We start from the raw sequence: 20,167 nt of genomic DNA on the forward strand, positions 1-20,167 counted from the left end.
TTTGTTACCTTTACTGCGCAAGAATTAGAATATGAATATACCTAGAACTAGTTATCCTCGAATTATTATTATAGGTGGAGGGTTTGCAGGAATTTCTTTAGCAAAAAAATTATCGAAGCAAGAAGTTCAAGTGGTCTTGCTTGATAAACATAATTATCATACGTTTCAGCCCTTGTTATATCAAGTGTCTACAGGTGGATTAGAGCCAGATTCTATAGCGTATCCAATTCGGAAAATACTTAAGCATTTTACCAATTTTCATTTTAGGCTAGCAAATGTTACTGAAATTAAAACAGAGACTAATGAAGTTGTTACTGATATTGGTGTATTGAAGTTTGATTATTTGGTTATCGCTTCAGGATCAAAGACTAATTATTTTGGAAATTCAGATATTGAAAAGCATAGTATGGCTATGAAAACCATACCACAATCGCTTAATTTAAGAAGTTTAATATTAGAGAATTTTGAAGATGCGCTTTTAACTTCAGATTTGAACGAACGCAATGCTTTAATGAATTTTGTAATTGTTGGAGCCGGCCCTACAGGTGTGGAGTTAGCAGGCGCTTTGGCTGAAATAAAAAAGGGTATTTTACCGAAAGATTATCCAGATTTAGATACGCGTTCCGTACAAATTAATTTAATTCAGTCTGGTGACCGAATTCTTAAAGAGATGAGTGAAAATGCTTCAAAGAAAGCTGAAGATTTTTTAGAGAAATTAGGGGTAAATATTTGGAAAAATGTAAGGGTTACCAATTATGATGGTAAAACGGTCACAACAAATACAGACATCATCTTTGAAACGGCTACCTTTATTTGGGCAGCAGGAGTAAAAGGAGCTATTATAAAAGGAATTGACGGATCTGACTACATAACTAAAGGGAATCGAATTGTAGTAAATGAATTCAATCAAGTTAAAGGCTTTAACCACATTTTTGCTATTGGCGATGTAGCTTGCATGGAAAGCGACCAGTTTCCAGGAGGATTACCTATGATGGCTCAGCCTGCCATACAGCAAGGTCACCAGTTAGGGGATAATTTGCTTCAACTTATAGAACAGAAGCCTATGATGCCTTTTATGTACAAAGATAAAGGGGCTATGGCTACGATAGGAAGAAATAAAGCGGTGGTCGATTTAAAACATTTTAAGTTTCAAGGTGTTTTTGCTTGGTATGTCTGGATGTTTGTTCATTTATTTTTTTTAATAGGATTCAGAAATCGCGTGGTGGTTTTTATAAATTGGGTTTATAACTACATTAGGTTTGATAGAGAAGCTCGTTTAATTATTAGACCGTTTAAAAAGAAATTTAAACCAGAATAGACTTAAATCCTTCAAAAAATAAAAAACCAGAAATAACTTTCTGATTTACAATATTTTGTTTAAGTTTATAGAATTAACCAACCAAAAATAACCAAAATGAAAAAACAGATCACAATTGCCATGATGATATTTTCTGTCGTCATGTTTTCACAAAAGAAAAAAAACGGAACCATTTACAAAGAACATCCTGCTATTACTGTAGTTGAAGCTATGCAACAAGCTTTTATAAAAGGCGACACTATTGCATTAGCGGGCTATTTGGCCGATGACTTTAGGGCCTTTAACGGTATGAACAATAATCCAGATGCTAAAGGGCAATCTAAATCAAACTTTTTAAAAAATTCTGATTTTTGGAGTAAAAACATTTCGTATTTAAGTATTGCTAGACAAGGTGAAGCCTATCCAGATGCCATAGAATATAATGGCGATGATGGTTTATGGGTGCAAACTTGGGACTATTTAAGAGGTGTTCATGATGAGACTGGTGTAAAAATAGACCAACCTATTCACAGATTATTTGTTGTAAATAAAGACAATAAAATACTGAGAATGATAACGTATGATGATGATGCTATTTGGAGTAACCTTAGACAAAGTTTTGCACCAAGAACTAACGGTACTTTATATAATCATCATGAAAATATTAATAAAGTACTAAGAATGGTTGCTGCTTTAGAGCATAGTGATGTTGATAAAGCCTTTAGTTTTTTTACTGATGATGCAAGATTTTCTAATTTAGATATGGCTAATGATGAATTTCATACCGTCGCAGAAGAAAAAGAAGGATTTACTAAGATGTTAGATAATTGGACCATCGAAAGTATCGATGTTCGTGGATATCCTGATTATTTAGAATATGAATTAGGAAATGCGAAAGTTGTACAATCTTGGTGGGATTTTAGAGTAAAAAGAAAATCGGATGGTAAAAAAATAACGATTCCAGTTATGCTAGTTCATAATTTTAATGATGACGGTATGATTACTAATGAAATGGGATATTACACAACCCAAGCTATGGCTGCAAAATAATAAGTGTAAATTGCTTACATGAAAGTGTCTTTATAAATTTTGTAAAGGCACTTTTTTTGATTCTAGTGGTTTATAATTTGTCCGTAAAATGACCTCTGTCTTTTGCTTTACTAAATTTTTCTTGATTATATTTTGAAGAATCTCCTTTAGGAATAGATAAAGATTTCCATTCTTCTCCTTTAATAAGCTTTCCTATAAACACAATCTGCCCAACATGATATGCATAATGGCATAACTGTCTGTTAATTGCTTCTGTGATTGTATGTCCTTGGTTTCTAATGTAAATAATACGTTCCAGGTCATTATCATTTAACGGACGTATTGCTCCAAACAAACAATTCCAGCCTTTATTCCAGTTTGTAATAATATCATCTTTTGAGTGGAATGTATCAATAAATTCTGAGTCCCGTTGCCGCCAAGTTTTTTCACCGTCTTCAGTAAGGAAGTCGGTCCACCTGCTTAACATATTTCCAACTAAATGTTTAACAATAATGGCAATGGAATTGGAGTCTTTGGCAAATTCTTTTTGCAATTCTTCAAATTGCAATTGATCAAACGTTTTATCGCCTAAACTTTTGTAATATTCAAATTGCCTTATGGCACTTTCAAGATAACTAGTCTTCATCATTTTTAAAATCAATACTTAATGAATTCACACAATAACGCGTTCCTGTTTCTGTTGGGCCATCATTAAACACATGACCTAAATGTCCGCCACAGTTTGAACATACTATTTCTGTGCGAATCATACCATGCGATTTATCTAATATAAAGTCTACCGTTCCTTTGATTGCTTCATCAAAACTCGGCCAGCCACAATGTGCATCAAATTTACTATCGCTTTTAAATAAGGGTTGATGGCAACCAGCACAGACATAAGTGCCGTTTTCAAAATGAAGATTATACGTTCCTGTATGAGGTCTTTCGGTACCTTTATGTCTCAGAACTTTATACTGCTCTTCAGTAAGTTGTTCTTTCCATTCATTTTCTGTTTTTTCTATCTTGTATTTACTCATTTTTTGGTATAAATTTTAATGCGGCGCCATCGATGCAATGGCGTAATCCTGTGGTTTCTTTTGGACCATCGTTAAAAACATGCCCTAAGTGACCGCCACAAACGGCACAATGTTCTTCTCTTCCATACATTTCAGAACCACTTGAAAATGCTACGTTTCCTTTAATTTCTTTATCAAAACTGGGCCATCCAGATCCTGAATCATATTTATGTTCGCTTTTAAACAAGGGTGTATTGCAACCAGCACATACATAAATTCCTTCTTTGTAATTTTTATTTAACGGACTTGAAAACCTAGGTTCAGTCCCATTTTCTCTTAGCACATAAAAGGCCATGGGGGATAATTCAGCCTTCCATTCTGCTTCTGTTTTGGTAACGGAATAGGTTTTTGAATCCTTTTTTGTCTTTTGAGCATTGCTATTGCAACTAAAACACGTAATTATTAAAGTTATAATTATTAATTTTTTCATTATTCTTATTTTTTTTGATTTAGTCGCATAGTTTTTTAAAAAATAACATATTTGCATTGAAAAACTATTGAATGATTTAAAGTGACTAATAAAATAGTTTTGGGTCTAAACACTAAAGGTACATTTTTTGTACATTTATAAATTAATAATAAACTACATGAATATGAAAATAAAAAAAGTAAGTGTTTTACTGGCTATTTTGGTGTTAATTTTATCATGTGCCACGAATCCATTTACAGGAAAACAAACTATGGCATTAGTGCCAAATTCTCAATTATTTCCTACTGCTTTTGCTCAATACGATCAATTTTTAACTGATAATAAAGTTATTAAAGGAACAGCAGATGCTGCTATGGTAACTCGTGTTGGTCAGAAAATTGCAGTTGCGGCGGAACGCTGGCTTAATGCTAATGGACATGTTGGTTATTTGAAAGATTACAAATGGGAATATAATTTAGTTGATGATAAAACCGTCAATGCTTGGTGTATGCCAGGAGGTAAAATTGTGGTATATACAGGTATTTTACCAATAGCAAAAGGTGAAGCAGGTTTAGCTGCTATTTTGGGACACGAGGTTGCACATGCATTGGCCAATCATGGACAACAAAGGATGAGTGCAGGAATGATTCAGCAAGGTTTGGCAGTTGCAGGAAACATAGCTATTAAAGACGAAAAATCAAGAAATGCTTTCAATCAATATTATGGTGTTGGCTCTCAAGTAGGAGTGATGTTACCGTTTAGTAGAAGCCATGAAACGGAAGCGGATAGCATTGGCATCATTCTAATGGCAATTGCTGGTTACAACCCTGATGAAGCTGCTGAGCTATGGAAACGAATGAGCGCACAAAGTGGAGGACAAGCTCCGCCTGAAATTTTAAGCACACACCCTTCTAACCAGTCACGGATCGCAAACCTTACAGCTTTAGCTCCTAAAGCAAAAGAAGAAGCAAGAAAGTTTGGTGTTACTAGCTTTAAAAATTAAATACAGTTATCATTTAAAATATTTGTTTACTTTAGAAGCTGCTATAAAAAGCAGCTTTTTTTATTATGAATAGATTAGAAAAAGGAAGTAAAAAATTATTAAACGCCTGGGCTTTCTATGACTGGGCGAACTCAGTTTATAGTTTAGTTATTGCTTCGGCAATATTCCCTATTTATTACGGAACACTATTTAGAGTTGCAGATATTGAAAAAGTAAAAGTTTTTGGTGGAGACATCGCCAGAGCCCCTTTAATAAGTTATACAACGTCTATGGCTTTTGTATTTATTGCTATAATTACGCCTTTAATTTCTGGTGTAGCTGATTATTTAGGAAATAAGAAAGTATTCATGAAATTCTTTTGTTATTTAGGTGGACTTTCTTGTGTAGGGTTATATTGGTTTTCTTTGGAGCATATCTATTTTAGTTTGATATGCTACTTTTTAGGCTTAGTTGGCTTTTGGGTTAGTTTCGCTATAAATAATTCGTATTTACCTGATATTGCATTTCCAAATCAACAAGACAGAATTAGTGCTAAGGGCTTTTCTTTAGGGTATGTAGGAAGCGTTATTCTTTTGTTATTTAATTTAGCAATGGTAATGAAGCCTGATTTTTTTGGAATTATTTCAGATGCTGGCGGTCTTGCTGAAATAAAAGCAATGAAATATTCTTTTGTTTCTGTTGGTATTTGGTGGATTCTTTTTAGTCAATATACATTTTACTATTTACCAAAAGGAACCAAAAAAGAACAACCCAAAAAGCATATTATTTTAAATGGCTTTAAAGAACTAAAATTAGTTTGGAATCAGTTAGGAGAGAATGAAAAGCTAAAACGATATTTGGGTGCATTTTTTGTTTATAGTATGGCCGTACAAACCGTTATGCTTATTGCAACTTACTTTGGAGAAGAAGAAATCGCATGGGGTACAGATGCAGAGCGGACTATGGGGCTCATTGTAAGCATTTTGGTTATACAGGTTGTTGCTATTTTAGGGGCTACCGTTACAGCAATTATTTCAAGAACTTTAGGAAATATAAAAACCTTGATATTGATTAATATGATATGGGCAATTATATGTGTTTATGCATATTTTGTAATCACACCTATGGATTTTTATATAGCTGCTGGTTGTGTAGGTATTGTAATGGGAGGAATTCAAGCATTATCCAGGTCTACCTATTCTAAATTTTTACCGGAAACAACTGATACAGCGTCATTTTTTAGTTTTTATGATGTTGCTGAAAAAATAGGAATTATTATAGGGACGTTTCTCTATGGTTTTGTAGCTCAAGTAACAGGAAGTATGCGCAATGCCGTTCTATTTTTATTTATTTTCTTCTTTATGGGAATCGTACTCTTGTTTAAAGTACCAAAAGAATCTTAATTCAATTAAAACGGCGCCTTAGGCGCCGTTTATAGTTTGATTTATTTAGTTTAAAATTAGCTTGAAATACTTCCAGATCCTGCTACTTTAGTATCTTCTTTTTTAGGATGTCCTTTGTAAACAATATCTCCCGAGCCACTTACTCGTGCCTTTATACTTTCTGTACTCGTAACTTCAGCATCGCCAGAACCAGCTACAGAAATATCTGTGTTTTTTGACTGTAATTCAAAACTATGAAAATCTCCCGAACCAGCTACTTTAGCCTCTAGGCTATTTGTATTACCCTTAAATGTAAGGTCTCCAGAACCAGCTACAGATCCTTTTATATTCGAAGCATTTACATGTAATATAACATCACCAGACCCAGCTAGAGATACATCTAGATTATCACATGTAATTAAATCGTCGTTCCATAAATCTCCCGAACCTGCAAGCGATATTTTGCTAATGTCTTTAAAAGGAATGGTTATTTTTATAGTTTTTCGCATGCTTGTTTTTAAGTTTACATGGTCTTTTACTTTTACAATTAAGTTATTGCCTTTAACTTCGGTAACAATATATTCAAGTAAATTTTCTTCACCTTCAATTTTAATGTTTCCTTCATTTCCGCTTACAAGAATGTAATCAAAGGAACCAGCACATTTTATACCGTCATAGTCAGAAGTCGTTCTTGTTATTGTGGTTATATTACCATTTCCTCTAATCGTTTTACCCCATTGTGCGTAGGTTGTGGTTGCAAAAAATAAGCATGCTATAATTAGTACTGTTTGATTTTTGAATGATGTTTTCATAATTTAAAATTTGATTAGTTTCTTTTAAAGGTTACGCTTCCGTACTCGGAATTTATTTTAATTAAGTTTGATGAATTACTAGCGCCAAAATAGCCTTGATAGTAATTTTCATTGGACTCGATACGTTTTTTAGTGAATTCAAAACCATCTGTATTTCTAATAGATCCGTATTCTGTTGAAATTTCAAAATTAAAATGATAGTCAGGATGGTAGCCAATGGTAATTCCTAAATAATCAGATTCAATATTAATATTTCCAGCATTAGCTGTCATTTGGTCAATTTTAAGTGAACCATAATCTCCTTTGATATTTAGATTTTTGTAGATATCTCCAAATCTCATGGTTAAATAATCGCCATTTCCTGTAATGTTGTTGGCATTATTAATATTTATAGACCCATAATCACAATTAAAATTTACATCTTCAGCTATTTCAACAATTGATTTTGTATAGTCTGCATTTATATCAAGATGTTTAGTTTTAGCGACGGTAAACCCACTATAATCTGCATTTATTTTTCCACTATTTATATATTCAAAATAACAGTTGTTAGTGTAATCAAAAGCAAGAACATTATTCTCGGCCATTAATTCTTTAGTAGTAATTTTTCCATAATCGCAGTTGATGGTTGCTTTTCCTTCTAACTTATCTAAATTAATACTTCCGTAATCATTATTTAAGTCTACGCTATTAGAAATGGGAAGTTTAACAAGATAATTAATTTCCATACTTACATTGCTACTACCGCCCCAGTTCCACCATGACTTTTTGTTATTATTAAAAATAGTTTTGGCTTCAACTAAACTTGACGACGCACTAAAGTCTACAGTAATATCACTTAATTTTTTCATTACTTTGTCTTCGTCGTTACCACTCACTTTTATGGTAACTTCAATAGCAATTTTATTTCCGTTGTAGGTAACAATATCGATATTTCCATAGCTGTTATCAATTTTTAAAAGTGCCTTGCTGTTTACAGTGTATTCTTTCTTGATTGTTTTTTCTTTTTCGTATTTCCCTCCTTTTAAGGTATTGTTACTTAAAACAATAGTTGGGATTAAAAATAATAGGTAAATAACCTTATATAGTAATTGAGTTTTCATGATTATTTTTTTTAAGTAGTTTAATATTTTCAATGGTTTCCATGACATTTTTTAAGATGTCAATTCTGGTTTGAAAGTTCGAAATCATGGCATAGATAACGCGTTTATCATCACCACTTTCGGTCAAATCAATTTTAAGAGATTCATAATTTTTTTCAAGAATTTTCATTTGCTTCATAGCATCATTAATGAGTGCTTCGGTATCTGGCGTTCTAGCATCATTAAGTTTTAATAATTCTTCTGAAATTGCCGTAGTAAAGAAATTTTCTGTTTTAGACATTTCAGGTGAAACACTCGCTAGATCATTAGTTTCTTCAGCTGGTTTTAATAGTGTGATTAAACTAATACAAATAGCTAATGATGCTGCAATACTTAAGAAGGTTTTCCAGAAATTAGAAGCGCCCGAAGTATTTTTTTTAGCTACAAGTTCTTGATTTTTAAGTTTTGATAAAAACCGATCTTGATGTCCGAGATTTGGATTTTCAATATCAAATTCCGAACGTAATTCTTCAAAAAGCTTATTAATATTATCTTTTTCCATAGGTTCCTTTTTTAAGCGACTAGTTCTAACTTTTTTCTTAAACTATCTTTAGCACGAGATATCATCGTTCTGCAGTTAGCATGAGAAATGTTCATAATCTCACAAATTTCCTCGTAATCATATCCTTCAATAAGGTGAAGATTTAGACAGATTTGATAATTTTCTTTGAATTCTTTCATAGTTTCTAAAACTTGATTGACTTTAAGGTTTGTAAACTCATGTTGACTATCAATTCCATCATTTGTGTCTTCAACTTTATAAATAACATCATCTAGAGGAACGTTGTTGTATTTACTATTCTTTTTGTAATGGTAAATACTGTTGTTTATTACAATTCGTTTTAACCAAGCTCCAAATATTTTGACATCTTTAAGACTATCTAATTTTGTGAACGCCATCAAAAAAGAGTCTTGCATGATGTCTTCAGCTTCAAAAGAATCTTTAACAATTCTTAACGAAACGTTATACATGGCCTTATAATATCTATTGTATACTTCTAACTGAGCAGATTGCTTGCCAGATTTACATAGCTCTATAAGTTGTTCAATATTTAGTTTGGTTAGCGTCACTAAAAACAAATTGGTATTATAATGATGATTATGTTTTTGATTTGTTACAGTTTTATAAAAAAAAATTCCCACATCATGTATAATGTAGGAATTCAATAAATTTTAGGGTTTTAAAAAATTAAGATTCTGCAGGTTTTTCTGCTTTTTCAATCTTGATATTAAGTTCTTGCGTTTTGCTGTCTAAATCAATAATGATTTTGTCACCATCTTGTACATTAGAGGTAATTATTTCTTCAGCTAAAGCATCTTCAATATATTTTTGAATAGCTCTTTTTAAAGGTCGAGCCCCATATTGCTTATCAAACCCTTTTTCAGCAATAAAATCTTTGGCTTTTTTACTCAGTTTTAAAGTGTAGCCTAAATCTTTTATTCTCAGTAAAAGTTTTTCTAATTCAATATCAATGATTTTATTAATATCTTCTTTTTCTAAAGTATTAAAGACAACCACATCATCAATTCTATTTAAAAACTCTGGCGCGAATGATTTTTTTAGTGCATTTTCAATAACACTTTTTGCATTAGCGTCTTCTTGAGATTTTTGAGAAGCCGTACCAAAACCAATTCCTGTACCAAAGTCTTTAAGTTTACGAGCACCAATGTTAGATGTCATAATAATAATGGTATTTCTAAAATCAATTTTGCGACCTAAACTGTCTGTTAGATAGCCATCATCAAGAACTTGAAGCAACATATTAAACACATCTGGATGTGCTTTTTCAATTTCATCAAGTAAAATCACCGCATAAGGTTTGCGTCTTACTTTTTCTGTAAGTTGTCCACCTTCTTCATAACCGACATATCCTGGAGGTGCACCTACTAATCTTGAAATAGCAAATTTTTCCATGTATTCGCTCATGTCAATTCTCACAAGTGCTTCTTCGCTATCAAATAGTTCTCTTGACAATACTTTAGCTAATTGCGTTTTACCAACACCAGTTTGACCTAAAAATATAAATGACCCAATGGGCTTGTTAGGATCTTTTAGCCCCGCTCTGTTGCGCTGAATGGCTTTAACAACCTTAGCTACAGCATCATCTTGACCAATTACTTTTCCTTTGATGAGATTTGGTAACTCAGCCAATTTATTAATTTCGGTTTGAGCAATTCTATTAACTGGAATGCCAGTCATCATAGAAACGACATCAGCTACATTATCCTCAGAAACAATTTCGCGGTGTTGTTTTGTGTCCTCTTCCCACTTTTCCTGAGCAATTTGAAGTTCTTTTTCTATGCGTTTTTCATCGTCTCTTAACTTAGCTGCTTCCTCATATTTTTGTTTTCTTACAACTAAGTTTTTGGTTTCCTTAACATCTTCAAGCTGTTTTTCTAGCTCTAAAATTTGTTTCGGCACTTCAATATTAGTGATATGAACACGAGAACCAGCCTCATCTAATGCATCAATAGCTTTATCTGGTAAAAAACGTTCCGTCATGTAACGGTTAGTCAATTTTACACAAGCTTCGATGGCTTCTGGTGTATAATCAACGTTGTGATGCTCTTCGTATTTACCTTTTATATTGTTAAGAATTTCTATAGTTTCTTCAACTGTTGTTGGTTCCACAATCACCTTTTGAAAACGACGTTCTAAAGCGCCATCTTTTTCGATATATTGTCTGTACTCATCAAGGGTTGTTGCTCCTATACATTGAATTTCACCGCGTGCTAAAGCCGGTTTAAACATATTGGAGGCATCTAGGCTTCCGGTTGCTCCACCAGCACCAACAATCGTATGAATTTCATCAATAAATAAGATCACGTCGTCATTTTTTTCAAGCTCGTTCATAACGGCTTTCATGCGTTCTTCAAACTGTCCACGATATTTTGTGCCAGCAACCAAACTTGCTAAATCTAGCGTAACAACTCTTTTATTAAATAAAATTCTTGACACTTTTCTTTTAATAATCCTAAGGGCTAAACCTTCGGCAATAGCAGATTTACCAACACCAGGCTCTCCAATTAGAAGAGGATTATTCTTTTTACGCCTGCTTAAAATCTGAGAGACGCGTTGAATTTCTTTTTCACGTCCTACAACAGGATCTAATTTTCCTTCTTCTGCCAAAGCGGTTAAATCTCTACCAAAATTATCTAATACTGGTGTTTTTGACTTTTTATTAGTCTTACCGGCAGCAGGCGTATTAAACAAATTGTCTTTTGAAGTATCACCTTCAGAACTTGTATCATCATCTTGAAACGATTCAGATTTAGGTTCAATATAATTGTTGTCGTTAGTAATCATAAATTTAAATTGTTCTTTAACGTTGTCGTAATCAACTTTTAGCTTATTTAAAAGCTTGGTAGTAGGGTCGTTTTCGTTACGTAAAATACAGAGTAATAAATGCGCTGTATTAATAGACGTACTTTGAAAAAGTTTAGCTTCTAAAAATGTTGTTTTCAGAGCTCGTTCTGCTTGTCTTGTAAGATGTAAATTCTTTTTTTGATTAGAAGTTACAGTAATGTTAGGGTTTGCGGGGCTTAATATTTCAACTTTTCGTCTCAAATGATTTAAATCAATCTCAAGAGCATTTAAAATATTAATGGCTTTACCATTTCCATCACGTAAAAGACCAAGCATTAAGTGTTCAGTACCAATAAAATCGTGACCCAAACGCAGTGCTTCTTCTTTGCTATAAGCAATAACATCTTTTACTCTTGGTGAAAAATTATCATCCATAATAAGTTCCTTTCTGCTTTAAAAGTAATAAAACAATTTAGTAAATTCAAAAACTATACCTTAAATTGTCTGTAAGTCGCTAATTGACGAAAAAAACTTTAAAAAATCAAAATTTTTGAAAGCATACTTATTAACGAAATTCGCATGCTAAATTGTTAATAAAAAAACACTAAAAAACAGGCGGAAAAGTCCTGATATAACTGATGAAATAGTTATCTTAGCACGGTTTGAAATATTCGAAAAAACAACTAATTAAATATATATGGCTGAGGGAGAAAAACTTATTCCAATTAACATAGAAGATGAAATGAAATCGGCTTACATTGATTATTCAATGTCGGTCATTGTGTCACGTGCTTTACCAGATGTAAGAGATGGTTTAAAGCCAGTTCACAGACGTGTTCTTTTTGGAATGCATGAGCTAGGAGTTAGGTCAAATACGGCCCACAAAAAATCGGCAAGAATTGTTGGTGAAGTTTTAGGTAAGTATCATCCACATGGTGATACATCGGTTTATGATGCCATGGTGCGTATGGCACAAGAGTGGAGTTTACGTTATATGCTTGTTGATGGACAAGGTAACTTTGGATCGGTTGATGGAGATAGTCCTGCGGCCATGCGTTATACTGAAGCACGTATGCGCAAAATATCTGAAGACATGTTAGCAGATATAGATAAGGAAACAGTCGATCATCAATTAAATTTTGATGACACGCTTAATGAACCTACCGTATTACCAACTCGTATTCCAGGACTTTTAGTTAACGGAGCTTCTGGTATTGCCGTTGGTATGGCAACCAATATGCCTCCACATAACTTAAGTGAAGTCGTTGATGGTATTGTTGCTTATGTTGATGACAATGATATAGAAGTAGATGAACTTATAAAGCACGTTAAAGCACCAGATTTTCCAACAGGAGGAACTATATATGGCTACGACGGTGTAAAGGAGGCTTTTCAAACTGGTCGTGGACGCATTGTAATGCGTGGTAAGGCTAATATTGAAGAGGTAGCTGGACGTGAATGTATTATTGTAACAGAAATACCTTATCAAGTCAATAAAGCAGATATGATTAAAAAAACTGCTGATTTGGTTAATGATAAAAAACTAGAAGGTATTGCAACCATTCGTGATGAATCTGATAGAAACGGAATGCGTATCGTTTATGTTTTAAAACGAGATGCTATTCCAAACATCGTATTAAATAAGTTATATAAGTATACGCAACTACAATCATCATTTAGTGTAAATAATATTGCCTTAGTTAAAGGCAGGCCTCAATTATTGAATCTAAAAGATATGATTCATTATTTTGTTGAGCACAGGCATGAGGTTGTTGTTAGAAGAACGACTTACGAATTGCGTAAAGCAGAAGAAAGAGCTCATATTTTAGAAGGTTTAATCATCGCTTCGGATAATATTGATGAAGTCATTGCTTTAATTCGTGCATCTTCAAATGCGGATGAGGCTCGTGAGAAATTGATAGCACGTTTTGAGCTATCAGAACTTCAAGCAAAAGCTATTGTAGAAATGCGTCTACGCCAATTAACTGGTTTAGAACAAGACAAGTTAAGAAGTGAGTACGAAGATTTAATGAAAACCATAGAAGATTTAAAAGATATTCTTGATAAAAAAGAACGTCGTATGGAAATCATTAAAGAAGAGCTTATAGAAGTCAAAAATAAGTATGGAGATGAAAGACGCTCAGTTATTGAGTATGCTGGTGGCGATTTAAGTATTGAAGATATGATTCCGGACGAAAAAGTTGTAATTACGATTTCGCATGCAGGTTATATTAAACGTACATCTTTATCTGAATATAAAACGCAAAACAGAGGTGGAGTAGGACAAAAAGCATCTACAACCAGAAATGAAGACTTCTTAGAGTATTTATTTGTGGGTACAAACCATCAATACATGTTGTTCTTTACTCAAAAAGGAAAATGTTTCTGGATGCGTGTTTATGAAATACCAGAAGGAAGCAAAACTTCAAAAGGTAGAGCAATCCAAAACTTAATAAACATCGAGCAAGATGATGCGGTAAAAGCATTTATTTGTACTCAAGATTTAAAAGATGAAGATTATATAAACAGTCATTATGTCATAATGGCAACCAAGAACGGACAGGTTAAGAAAACATCTTTAGAACAATACTCTAGACCTCGAACTAACGGAATCAACGCAATCACCATTAAAGAGGACGATATTCTGTTAGAAGCGAGACTTACTACTGGTGAAAGTCAGGTAATGTTAGCTCTTAAATCAGGAAAAGCGATTCGTTTTGAAGAAGCCAAAACGCGACCAATGGGAAGGAATGCTTCTGGTGTAAGAGGTATTAGTCTAGCTAATCCAAAGGACGAAGTAATTGGTATGGTTACTATTGATAATCCGCAAGAAGAGTCTGTATTAGTAGTTTCTGAAAATGGCTATGGAAAACGAACTTATATTGACGATCCAGAGGATGGTGAACCAGTTTACAGAATTACAAACCGTGGAGGCAAAGGAGTAAAAACTATTTCTATTACTGAAAAAACCGGTAATTTAGTAGCTATAAAAAGTGTTACGGATAGTGATGATTTAATGATTATCAATAAATCTGGAATCGCTATACGGATGTCAGTTCAAGATCTAAGGGTGATGGGACGTGCAACACAAGGAGTAAAATTAATAAATTTAAGAAACGGAGATTCTATTGCTGCTGTTGCAAAAGTAATGCATGATGATGATGTTGAAGAAAATGATGAAACCATTGAAAACAATGAAGAGTTGGGACATGGCACAACTCTTGATAATGATAATACAGAAGATAACAATTAACACATTAACATTAAAAATTATTAAAAATGAAAAACCAAGTTATAATAGCTTTAGCATTCTTGATTAGCACCTTTTCGTTTGGTCAAAAGAAAGAGTTGAGAGCTGTTGAAAAATCAATTAAAAGCAATAATTATGCAGAAGCTAAAGCTTCATTAAGTCAACTAGAATCTATGCTTCCTACTATGGAAGATAAGTACAAATCAGAATATTATTATCTTAAGGGACAAGCATTTTATGCTAACGGTGCTGGTTCTAATAAAGATATTGATGTCGCTTTAGAATCTATAGGTAAAGTAACAGATGGTTATACAGATGAAATATCTGAACTAAAGAGAAACATGGTTAATCATTTACTAACCAAAGGTAATGAAGCCTATGAGAAAAAAGATTATGTAACTTCTTCACACGATTTTGAAAATGCCTATAGAGCGTCTGTACAAGATACAGTTTATCTATATTATGCAGCAGCTACTGCGGTAAATTACCAAGATTATGATAGGGCATTAAAGCTTTATAAAGAGCTTAAAGACTTAGGATATACTGGTATTGAAAAACAATATTATGCCGTAAAAGCAGATACTGGAGAAGAAGAACTTTTTCAAAATAAAAATATGAGAGATTTATCTGTTAAAGCTAAAACCCATATTAAACCGTCTGACCGAATGACAGAATCTAAAAAAGCTGAAATCGTTAAGAATATAGCGCTTATTTATGTTAGTAAAGATGATAATGAGAAAGCGCTTGAAGCAATGAAAGATGCCAGAGCAGAAAGTCCAGATGATATTAATTTAATACTTTCTGAAGCTAATGTTTACTATAAAATGGGGAATAAAGAAGAGTTTAAAAAACTCTTGGAACTTGCAACTACTAAAGATCCTAAAAATCCAGAATTACAATATAACTTAGGAGTTATAGCTTCAGAATCAGAGCATCCAGAGGATGCAAAAACTTATTACAATAAAGCTATTGAATTAGATCCTACTTATATAAATGCTTATATTAATCTAGCTGCTTTAATTCTTAATCAAGAGCAACCTATTATAGAAGAGATGAATAGTCTTGGAACATCAAAAGCTGATAATTTACGTTATGATGAATTACGTGAAAAACGTCAAGGATTATATGAAGAAGCGGTTCCTTATTTAGAAAAAGCCCTTGATATTGATTCTAAAAATCTTAGTGCAGCAAAAACCTTAATGAATATTTATAGTGTGACTGGTGAAACTGCAAAATATAAAACAATGAAAGCAAAGGTTGAATCTATAGAAAATGAAAACTAATTCTATAATTTCTATCTTTTAGAATAATTAAAAAGCCGCAATTTGCGGCTTTTTTTATATTATTTTTTTAATGACTCTAAGTTTGTGAGTGTGTATTTTTTTATCGACATGATAGATTCCTGAATGGTCTAACCTATCAATTCTTACCTGACCATCTGCATGAATAATATAATTATCGGTCATAATAATACCAACATGCACAATATCACCTTCATTATTATCAAAAAAAGCTAAGTCACCAGGCTCGCTTTCTTCTATAAAACTGAGAGCTTCTCCTTGTGTAGCTTGTTGTGGAGCCTCGCGTAAAAGACTGTATCCGTTAAGTTTGTAAACCATTTGAGTAAATCCCGAACAATCTATACCAAATGGGCTTTTACCACCATTAAGATACGGAGCATTTAAATATAAAAAAGCAGTTTGAATGAGGTTGCTTTTTTCTTTTTTACCTTCTACAAGATGACCGTCATGCGAATGGTTAAGTAAGGATAATCCGTTTAATGAAGACCCTAATAAAATAGGATGTAATTGATCGTTTTTATCTTGAATAAATTCAACTAAATCAATAGATAGTTTTGGTTTGGAATGGTGTAATATTTTATAGTTTTCCTCTTCTATTTCTAAATATTGCTTGTTTTCAATCCACCCTTCGTAAGAATCAAATGCAAGTCGTATTTTACTCCAAAATTTGCGTTGTTCTAGTATTTTAAAATAGTCACCATACAATAATTGCGATATCAATTCACTCTTATCAGAAGGTTCAAGTCTTAAGGGAACAATGCTTAAATTACAAATTCCGTATTGCATTCAGAAAAAATTAGTTACGTTCTATTATAACTGCTGATGCACCACCACCACCATTACAAATAGCTGCAGCACCAATTTTTGAGTTGTTTTGTTCTAAAACATGTATTAAGGTCACTAAAATACGTGCTCCTGAACATCCTAAAGGATGACCTAAAGACACAGCGCCACCATTAATATTCACATTTTTATCTGTAAGCCCAAGAATTTTCATGTTTGCTAAACCAACCACAGAGAAGGCTTCATTAAACTCAAAATAATCAACATCTTTAATTGAGATGCCGGCTTTATTTAAAGCTTTCGGTAATGCTTTGGCGGGAGCTGTTGTAAACCAATTAGGTTCATGCGCAGCATCGGCATAACCAGTTATTGTGCCAAGAATTTTTAAGCCTAATTCTTTCGCTTTGTCTTTACTCATTAATACCAAAGCAGCAGCTCCATCATTTATGGTTGAAGCATTGGCCGCAGTAACAGTGCCATCTTTCGTGAAAGCAGGACGAAGACTAGGTATTTTTTCAATCTTCACATTAGTAAATTCTTCATCCTTACTAACTATAATAGCATCCCCGCGTCGTTGAGGTACTTCTACAGGTACAACTTCATCCTCAAATTTTCCATCGTTCCAAGCGGCTTCAGATCGTTTATAGGATTGTATTGCAAAAGCATCTTGATCTTCTCTAGAAAATTTATATTCCGTTGCACAGGCATCAGCACAAACTCCCATAGCATTTTGATCGTAAGCATCTACTAAACCATCTTTTTGCATCCCATCAAGTAAGGTTGTTGAGCCAAATTTAGTTCCTGTTCTTTGGTATAAATAATGAGGGATTAAGCTCATATTTTCCATGCCTCCAGCAACAATAATATCGGCATCACCAAGCGTAATAGATTGAGCAGCTTGCATAACGGCCTTCATTCCTGATGCACAAACTTTATTAATAGTTGTACATGGAACCGTATTGGGGATACCTGCAAATATAGCAGCTTGTCTTGCGGGTGCTTGACCAACACCGGCTTGAACAACATTGCCCATAAGAACTTCTTGAACCAGTTCTGGTTTCAATTGTATTTTGTCTAAGGCTCCTTTAATGGCTATGGCTCCTAATTTTGGAGCAGGAATAGTTGATAACGATCCTAAAAAACTCCCAATAGGGGTTCTTACAGCAGATACAATAACCACTTCTTTACTCATTATTCTTATCGTTTAGTTATGTAGTTGCGAAATTAATCAATTTTTAATAGAAATTAGAACGAATACTCTATTATAAAAAATCAAAAAAGCTTAGTTTTTACTACATTTGAAAACCTTAACGTATATAATGAAAGACTTTATAAATAAATTGTACAGAAATCATTCCTTGATTTATAAGGGATTATTATTTATTTGTACCACCTTTTTAATCGTATATCTATTTCCTAAAACAGGTAAGTTTAAATATAATTTTGAAAGAGGAAAACCATGGCAATCTGAAAATTTATATGCACCATTTAATTTTGCAATAAAAAAATCTGAAGATGAGATTGCAAAAGAAAAGAAAACAATTTCAGACCATTCATTTTTATATTTTAATGTAGATGCATCAATAGAAAATGAAGTAAAAACGTTATATAAGGACAATTTTAGAGCAGCTTTTCCTGATTCAATCCCCAGCTCAGAACTAAACACCTTATTTAAGGCCGGGAATGAGATTATCAAAGAGTTATATTTTTATGGAGTTTTAACTGAAAACTATAATTTTCCAAGTGATAAAACATCTGTTATTCTTGAAAATAGAGTAGAAAAACATACTACAAAATACTCGAATCTAGTAAATCAAGATCAAGTTACATCTATAATAAACAAAGTTTTAATAGATCAAAATGAAGCGGAATATAAAAACGAGTTTACTTCATTATTCTTTGATTTAGTTCAGCCCAATCTAGCTTATGATCAATCATTTACAGAAAAGGTTTTAAAAGAAGATTTAGACAAAATAGCCTATACCCGCGGAAGTATTGAAAAAGGAACTTTGATTATTTCTAAAGGAGAGATCGCTGAAGGAAAAAAATATCAAATTTTGGAATCTTTGAAATCTGAATTTGAGTCTCAAGTTTGGAGTTCTTCAAACTACAACTGGATTTTATTTGCGTATATTTTATTAGTTTCTTTAGCCCTTTTAATGCTGCTGTTATTCTTAAGAAAATATAGAATAGAAGTTTTTGAAAACAACACCAAAGTAACTTTTATATTTTTCAATATACTGTTGATGGTATTTATAACCACTTTGGTGGTTAATTATAACTCAAAGTATATTTATGTAGTTCCTATTTGTATTTTACCTTTGGTGTTTAAAGCTTTTTTTGATGCGCGTTTAGGGATGTTTGCTCATGTAATAACCGTTCTGTTATTAGGCTCTATCGTGCCTAATAGTTATGAGTATATGTTTCTTCAAATTATTGCAGGCATTGTTACTATTTTAACAGTTTCAGAGTTATATAAACGAGCAAATTTGTTTATTTCAGTTGGTCAGATAACATTAATATATATCATTGCTTATTTTGCCTTTTTTGTCATCCATGAGGGAAGTGTAGAAACTATTAAATGGGAAACGTTTATATGGTTTATTTTATGCGGATTAGCTACCTTGTTTGTTCAGCCTTTGATATACATATATGAAAAACTTTTTGGGTTGGTGTCTGATGTATCACTTCTAGAATTATCTGATACCAATACAAGATTGCTTAAAGAATTATCAAATAAAGCTCCAGGAACATTTCATCACTCTTTAAACGTGGCAAATCTTGCCGAGTCTTGTGCAAATGAGGTTGGAGCTAATGCCATGCTCATTAGGGTTGGAGCATTATATCATGATATTGGCAAAATGAAAAACCCGACGTATTTTATTGAAAATCAATCAACAGGAATCAATCCACATGATGAATTATCATCAAAAGAAAGTGCCAGAATTATTATAGATCATGTTATTATGGGGATTGAAATAGCCAAAAAATATAATTTACCAGATAGAGTTATTGATTTTATAAGAACACACCATGGAACCAGTATGGTGTACTATTTTTATATTAAAGAAAAAGAATTTCAACAGGGAGACGTAGATAAGGCTGATTTTTGTTATCCAGGGCCTAAGCCATTTAGTAAAGAAACGGCTATTTTAATGATGTGTGATAGTGTTGAGGCCGCCTCAAAAAGTTTAAAGGAACCTACATCAAGCAAAATTGATAAGTTTGTAGAAAACATTATTAATAAACAAATTGAAGAAGAACAATTTTTAAATGCTAACATTACTTTTAAAGAAATTCAATCTATAAAAAAAGTGTTAAAGCACAAGCTAGCAAACATTTATCATTTGCGTATAGAATATCCTGAATAAATTTAATAAAAAGTTAAATAAATAGT

General features: G+C 32.8%; 17 protein-coding genes. 7 read left to right on the forward strand and 10 right to left on the reverse strand.

What is annotated here, in order from left to right:
- Window positions 1-31 precede the first annotated feature (31 nt).
- Together G5V56_RS03410 and G5V56_RS03415 are read left to right on the forward strand one after the other, a co-directional pair.
- Entirely contained in the window at window positions 32-1,318 is a 1,287-nt protein-coding gene (locus G5V56_RS03410) for an NAD(P)/FAD-dependent oxidoreductase (RefSeq protein WP_166961456.1), read from the forward strand.
- A 96-nt stretch (window positions 1,319-1,414) separates the two neighbouring features.
- The gene (locus G5V56_RS03415; RefSeq protein WP_166961459.1) at window positions 1,415-2,347 is read left to right on the forward strand and encodes a nuclear transport factor 2 family protein; all 933 of its coding nucleotides are present in this window, start codon (window positions 1,415-1,417) and stop codon (window positions 2,345-2,347) included.
- A gap of 70 nt (window positions 2,348-2,417) precedes the next feature.
- Here the strand turns inward: G5V56_RS03415 and G5V56_RS03420 are convergent, their stop codons facing one another.
- The 3 genes from G5V56_RS03420 to msrB (G5V56_RS03430) are packed head-to-tail and all read right to left on the reverse strand — an operon-like array spanning window position 2,418 to window position 3,832.
- The gene (locus G5V56_RS03420) at window positions 2,418-2,972 is read right to left on the reverse strand and encodes a DUF1572 family protein (RefSeq protein ID WP_166962144.1); all 555 of its coding nucleotides are present in this window, start codon (window positions 2,970-2,972) and stop codon (window positions 2,418-2,420) included.
- The gene (gene msrB, locus G5V56_RS03425; protein WP_166961462.1) at window positions 2,962-3,363 is read right to left on the reverse strand and encodes a peptide-methionine (R)-S-oxide reductase MsrB; all 402 of its coding nucleotides are present in this window, start codon (window positions 3,361-3,363) and stop codon (window positions 2,962-2,964) included. Before msrB (G5V56_RS03425) ends, G5V56_RS03420 begins: the two co-directional genes overlap by 11 nt.
- Window positions 3,356-3,832 carry a peptide-methionine (R)-S-oxide reductase MsrB gene (gene msrB / locus G5V56_RS03430; RefSeq protein WP_166961465.1) on the reverse strand — a complete coding sequence of 159 codons (477 nt, stop codon included), beginning with the start codon at window positions 3,830-3,832 and terminating at the stop codon, window positions 3,356-3,358. Before msrB (G5V56_RS03430) ends, msrB (G5V56_RS03425) begins: the two co-directional genes overlap by 8 nt.
- Before the next feature lie 163 nt (window positions 3,833-3,995).
- Between msrB (G5V56_RS03430) and G5V56_RS03435 the strand changes: the two genes are divergently transcribed.
- Together G5V56_RS03435 and G5V56_RS03440 are read left to right on the forward strand one after the other, a co-directional pair.
- Entirely contained in the window at window positions 3,996-4,814 is an 819-nt protein-coding gene (locus G5V56_RS03435) for a M48 family metallopeptidase (RefSeq protein ID WP_206285866.1), read from the forward strand.
- 65 nt (window positions 4,815-4,879) lie between these two features.
- Window positions 4,880-6,196: an MFS transporter gene (locus G5V56_RS03440; protein WP_166961468.1), complete on the forward strand. Its 1,317-nt coding sequence runs from the start codon at window positions 4,880-4,882 to the stop codon at window positions 6,194-6,196.
- Window positions 6,197-6,252: 56 nt separating this feature from the next.
- On the opposite strand, the gene G5V56_RS03445 is transcribed toward G5V56_RS03440, so the two are convergent.
- The 5 genes from G5V56_RS03445 to G5V56_RS03465 all read right to left on the reverse strand — a co-directional run bounded on the left by G5V56_RS03445 (window position 6,253) and on the right by G5V56_RS03465 (window position 11,871).
- Complete coding sequence (locus tag G5V56_RS03445) at window positions 6,253-6,987, reverse strand: head GIN domain-containing protein (RefSeq protein WP_166961471.1); 735 nt, start codon at window positions 6,985-6,987, stop codon at window positions 6,253-6,255.
- A 14-nt stretch (window positions 6,988-7,001) separates the two neighbouring features.
- Window positions 7,002-8,090, reverse strand: a complete 1,089-nt coding sequence (locus tag G5V56_RS03450; protein ID WP_166961474.1) for a DUF4097 family beta strand repeat-containing protein — start codon at window positions 8,088-8,090, stop codon at window positions 7,002-7,004.
- The gene (locus G5V56_RS03455) at window positions 8,068-8,631 is read right to left on the reverse strand and encodes a hypothetical protein (protein ID WP_166961477.1); all 564 of its coding nucleotides are present in this window, start codon (window positions 8,629-8,631) and stop codon (window positions 8,068-8,070) included. Before G5V56_RS03455 ends, G5V56_RS03450 begins: the two co-directional genes overlap by 23 nt.
- 11 nt (window positions 8,632-8,642) lie before the next feature.
- The gene (locus G5V56_RS03460; protein ID WP_166962150.1) at window positions 8,643-9,200 is read right to left on the reverse strand and encodes an RNA polymerase sigma factor; all 558 of its coding nucleotides are present in this window, start codon (window positions 9,198-9,200) and stop codon (window positions 8,643-8,645) included.
- Window positions 9,201-9,318: 118 nt separating this feature from the next.
- Window positions 9,319-11,871, reverse strand: a complete 2,553-nt coding sequence (locus tag G5V56_RS03465; RefSeq protein WP_166961480.1) for an ATP-dependent Clp protease ATP-binding subunit — start codon at window positions 11,869-11,871, stop codon at window positions 9,319-9,321.
- Window positions 11,872-12,133: 262 nt separating this feature from the next.
- Here G5V56_RS03465 and gyrA point away from each other — a divergent pair, with 262 nt between their 5' ends.
- Window positions 12,134-14,689 (forward strand): DNA gyrase subunit A, encoded by a 2,556-nt coding sequence (gene gyrA, locus G5V56_RS03470; RefSeq protein ID WP_166961483.1) that lies wholly within the window; start codon window positions 12,134-12,136, stop codon window positions 14,687-14,689.
- Between the two features lie 26 nt (window positions 14,690-14,715).
- Window positions 14,716-15,969: a tetratricopeptide repeat protein gene (locus G5V56_RS03475; protein ID WP_166961486.1), complete on the forward strand. Its 1,254-nt coding sequence runs from the start codon at window positions 14,716-14,718 to the stop codon at window positions 15,967-15,969.
- A gap of 54 nt (window positions 15,970-16,023) precedes the next feature.
- On the opposite strand, the gene G5V56_RS03480 is transcribed toward G5V56_RS03475, so the two are convergent.
- Window positions 16,024-16,773 (reverse strand): C40 family peptidase, encoded by a 750-nt coding sequence (locus tag G5V56_RS03480; RefSeq protein ID WP_166961489.1) that lies wholly within the window; start codon window positions 16,771-16,773, stop codon window positions 16,024-16,026.
- A gap of 10 nt (window positions 16,774-16,783) precedes the next feature.
- Entirely contained in the window at window positions 16,784-17,962 is a 1,179-nt protein-coding gene (locus G5V56_RS03485) for an acetyl-CoA C-acyltransferase (protein WP_166961492.1), read from the reverse strand.
- Between the two features lie 127 nt (window positions 17,963-18,089).
- Between G5V56_RS03485 and G5V56_RS03490 the strand changes: the two genes are divergently transcribed.
- The gene (locus G5V56_RS03490) at window positions 18,090-20,141 is read left to right on the forward strand and encodes an HD family phosphohydrolase (protein ID WP_166961495.1); all 2,052 of its coding nucleotides are present in this window, start codon (window positions 18,090-18,092) and stop codon (window positions 20,139-20,141) included.
- Window positions 20,142-20,167 lie beyond the last annotated feature (26 nt).

This window comes from Yeosuana marina (assembly GCF_011762485.1).
Lineage (GTDB): Bacteria > Bacteroidota > Bacteroidia > Flavobacteriales > Flavobacteriaceae > Yeosuana > Yeosuana marina.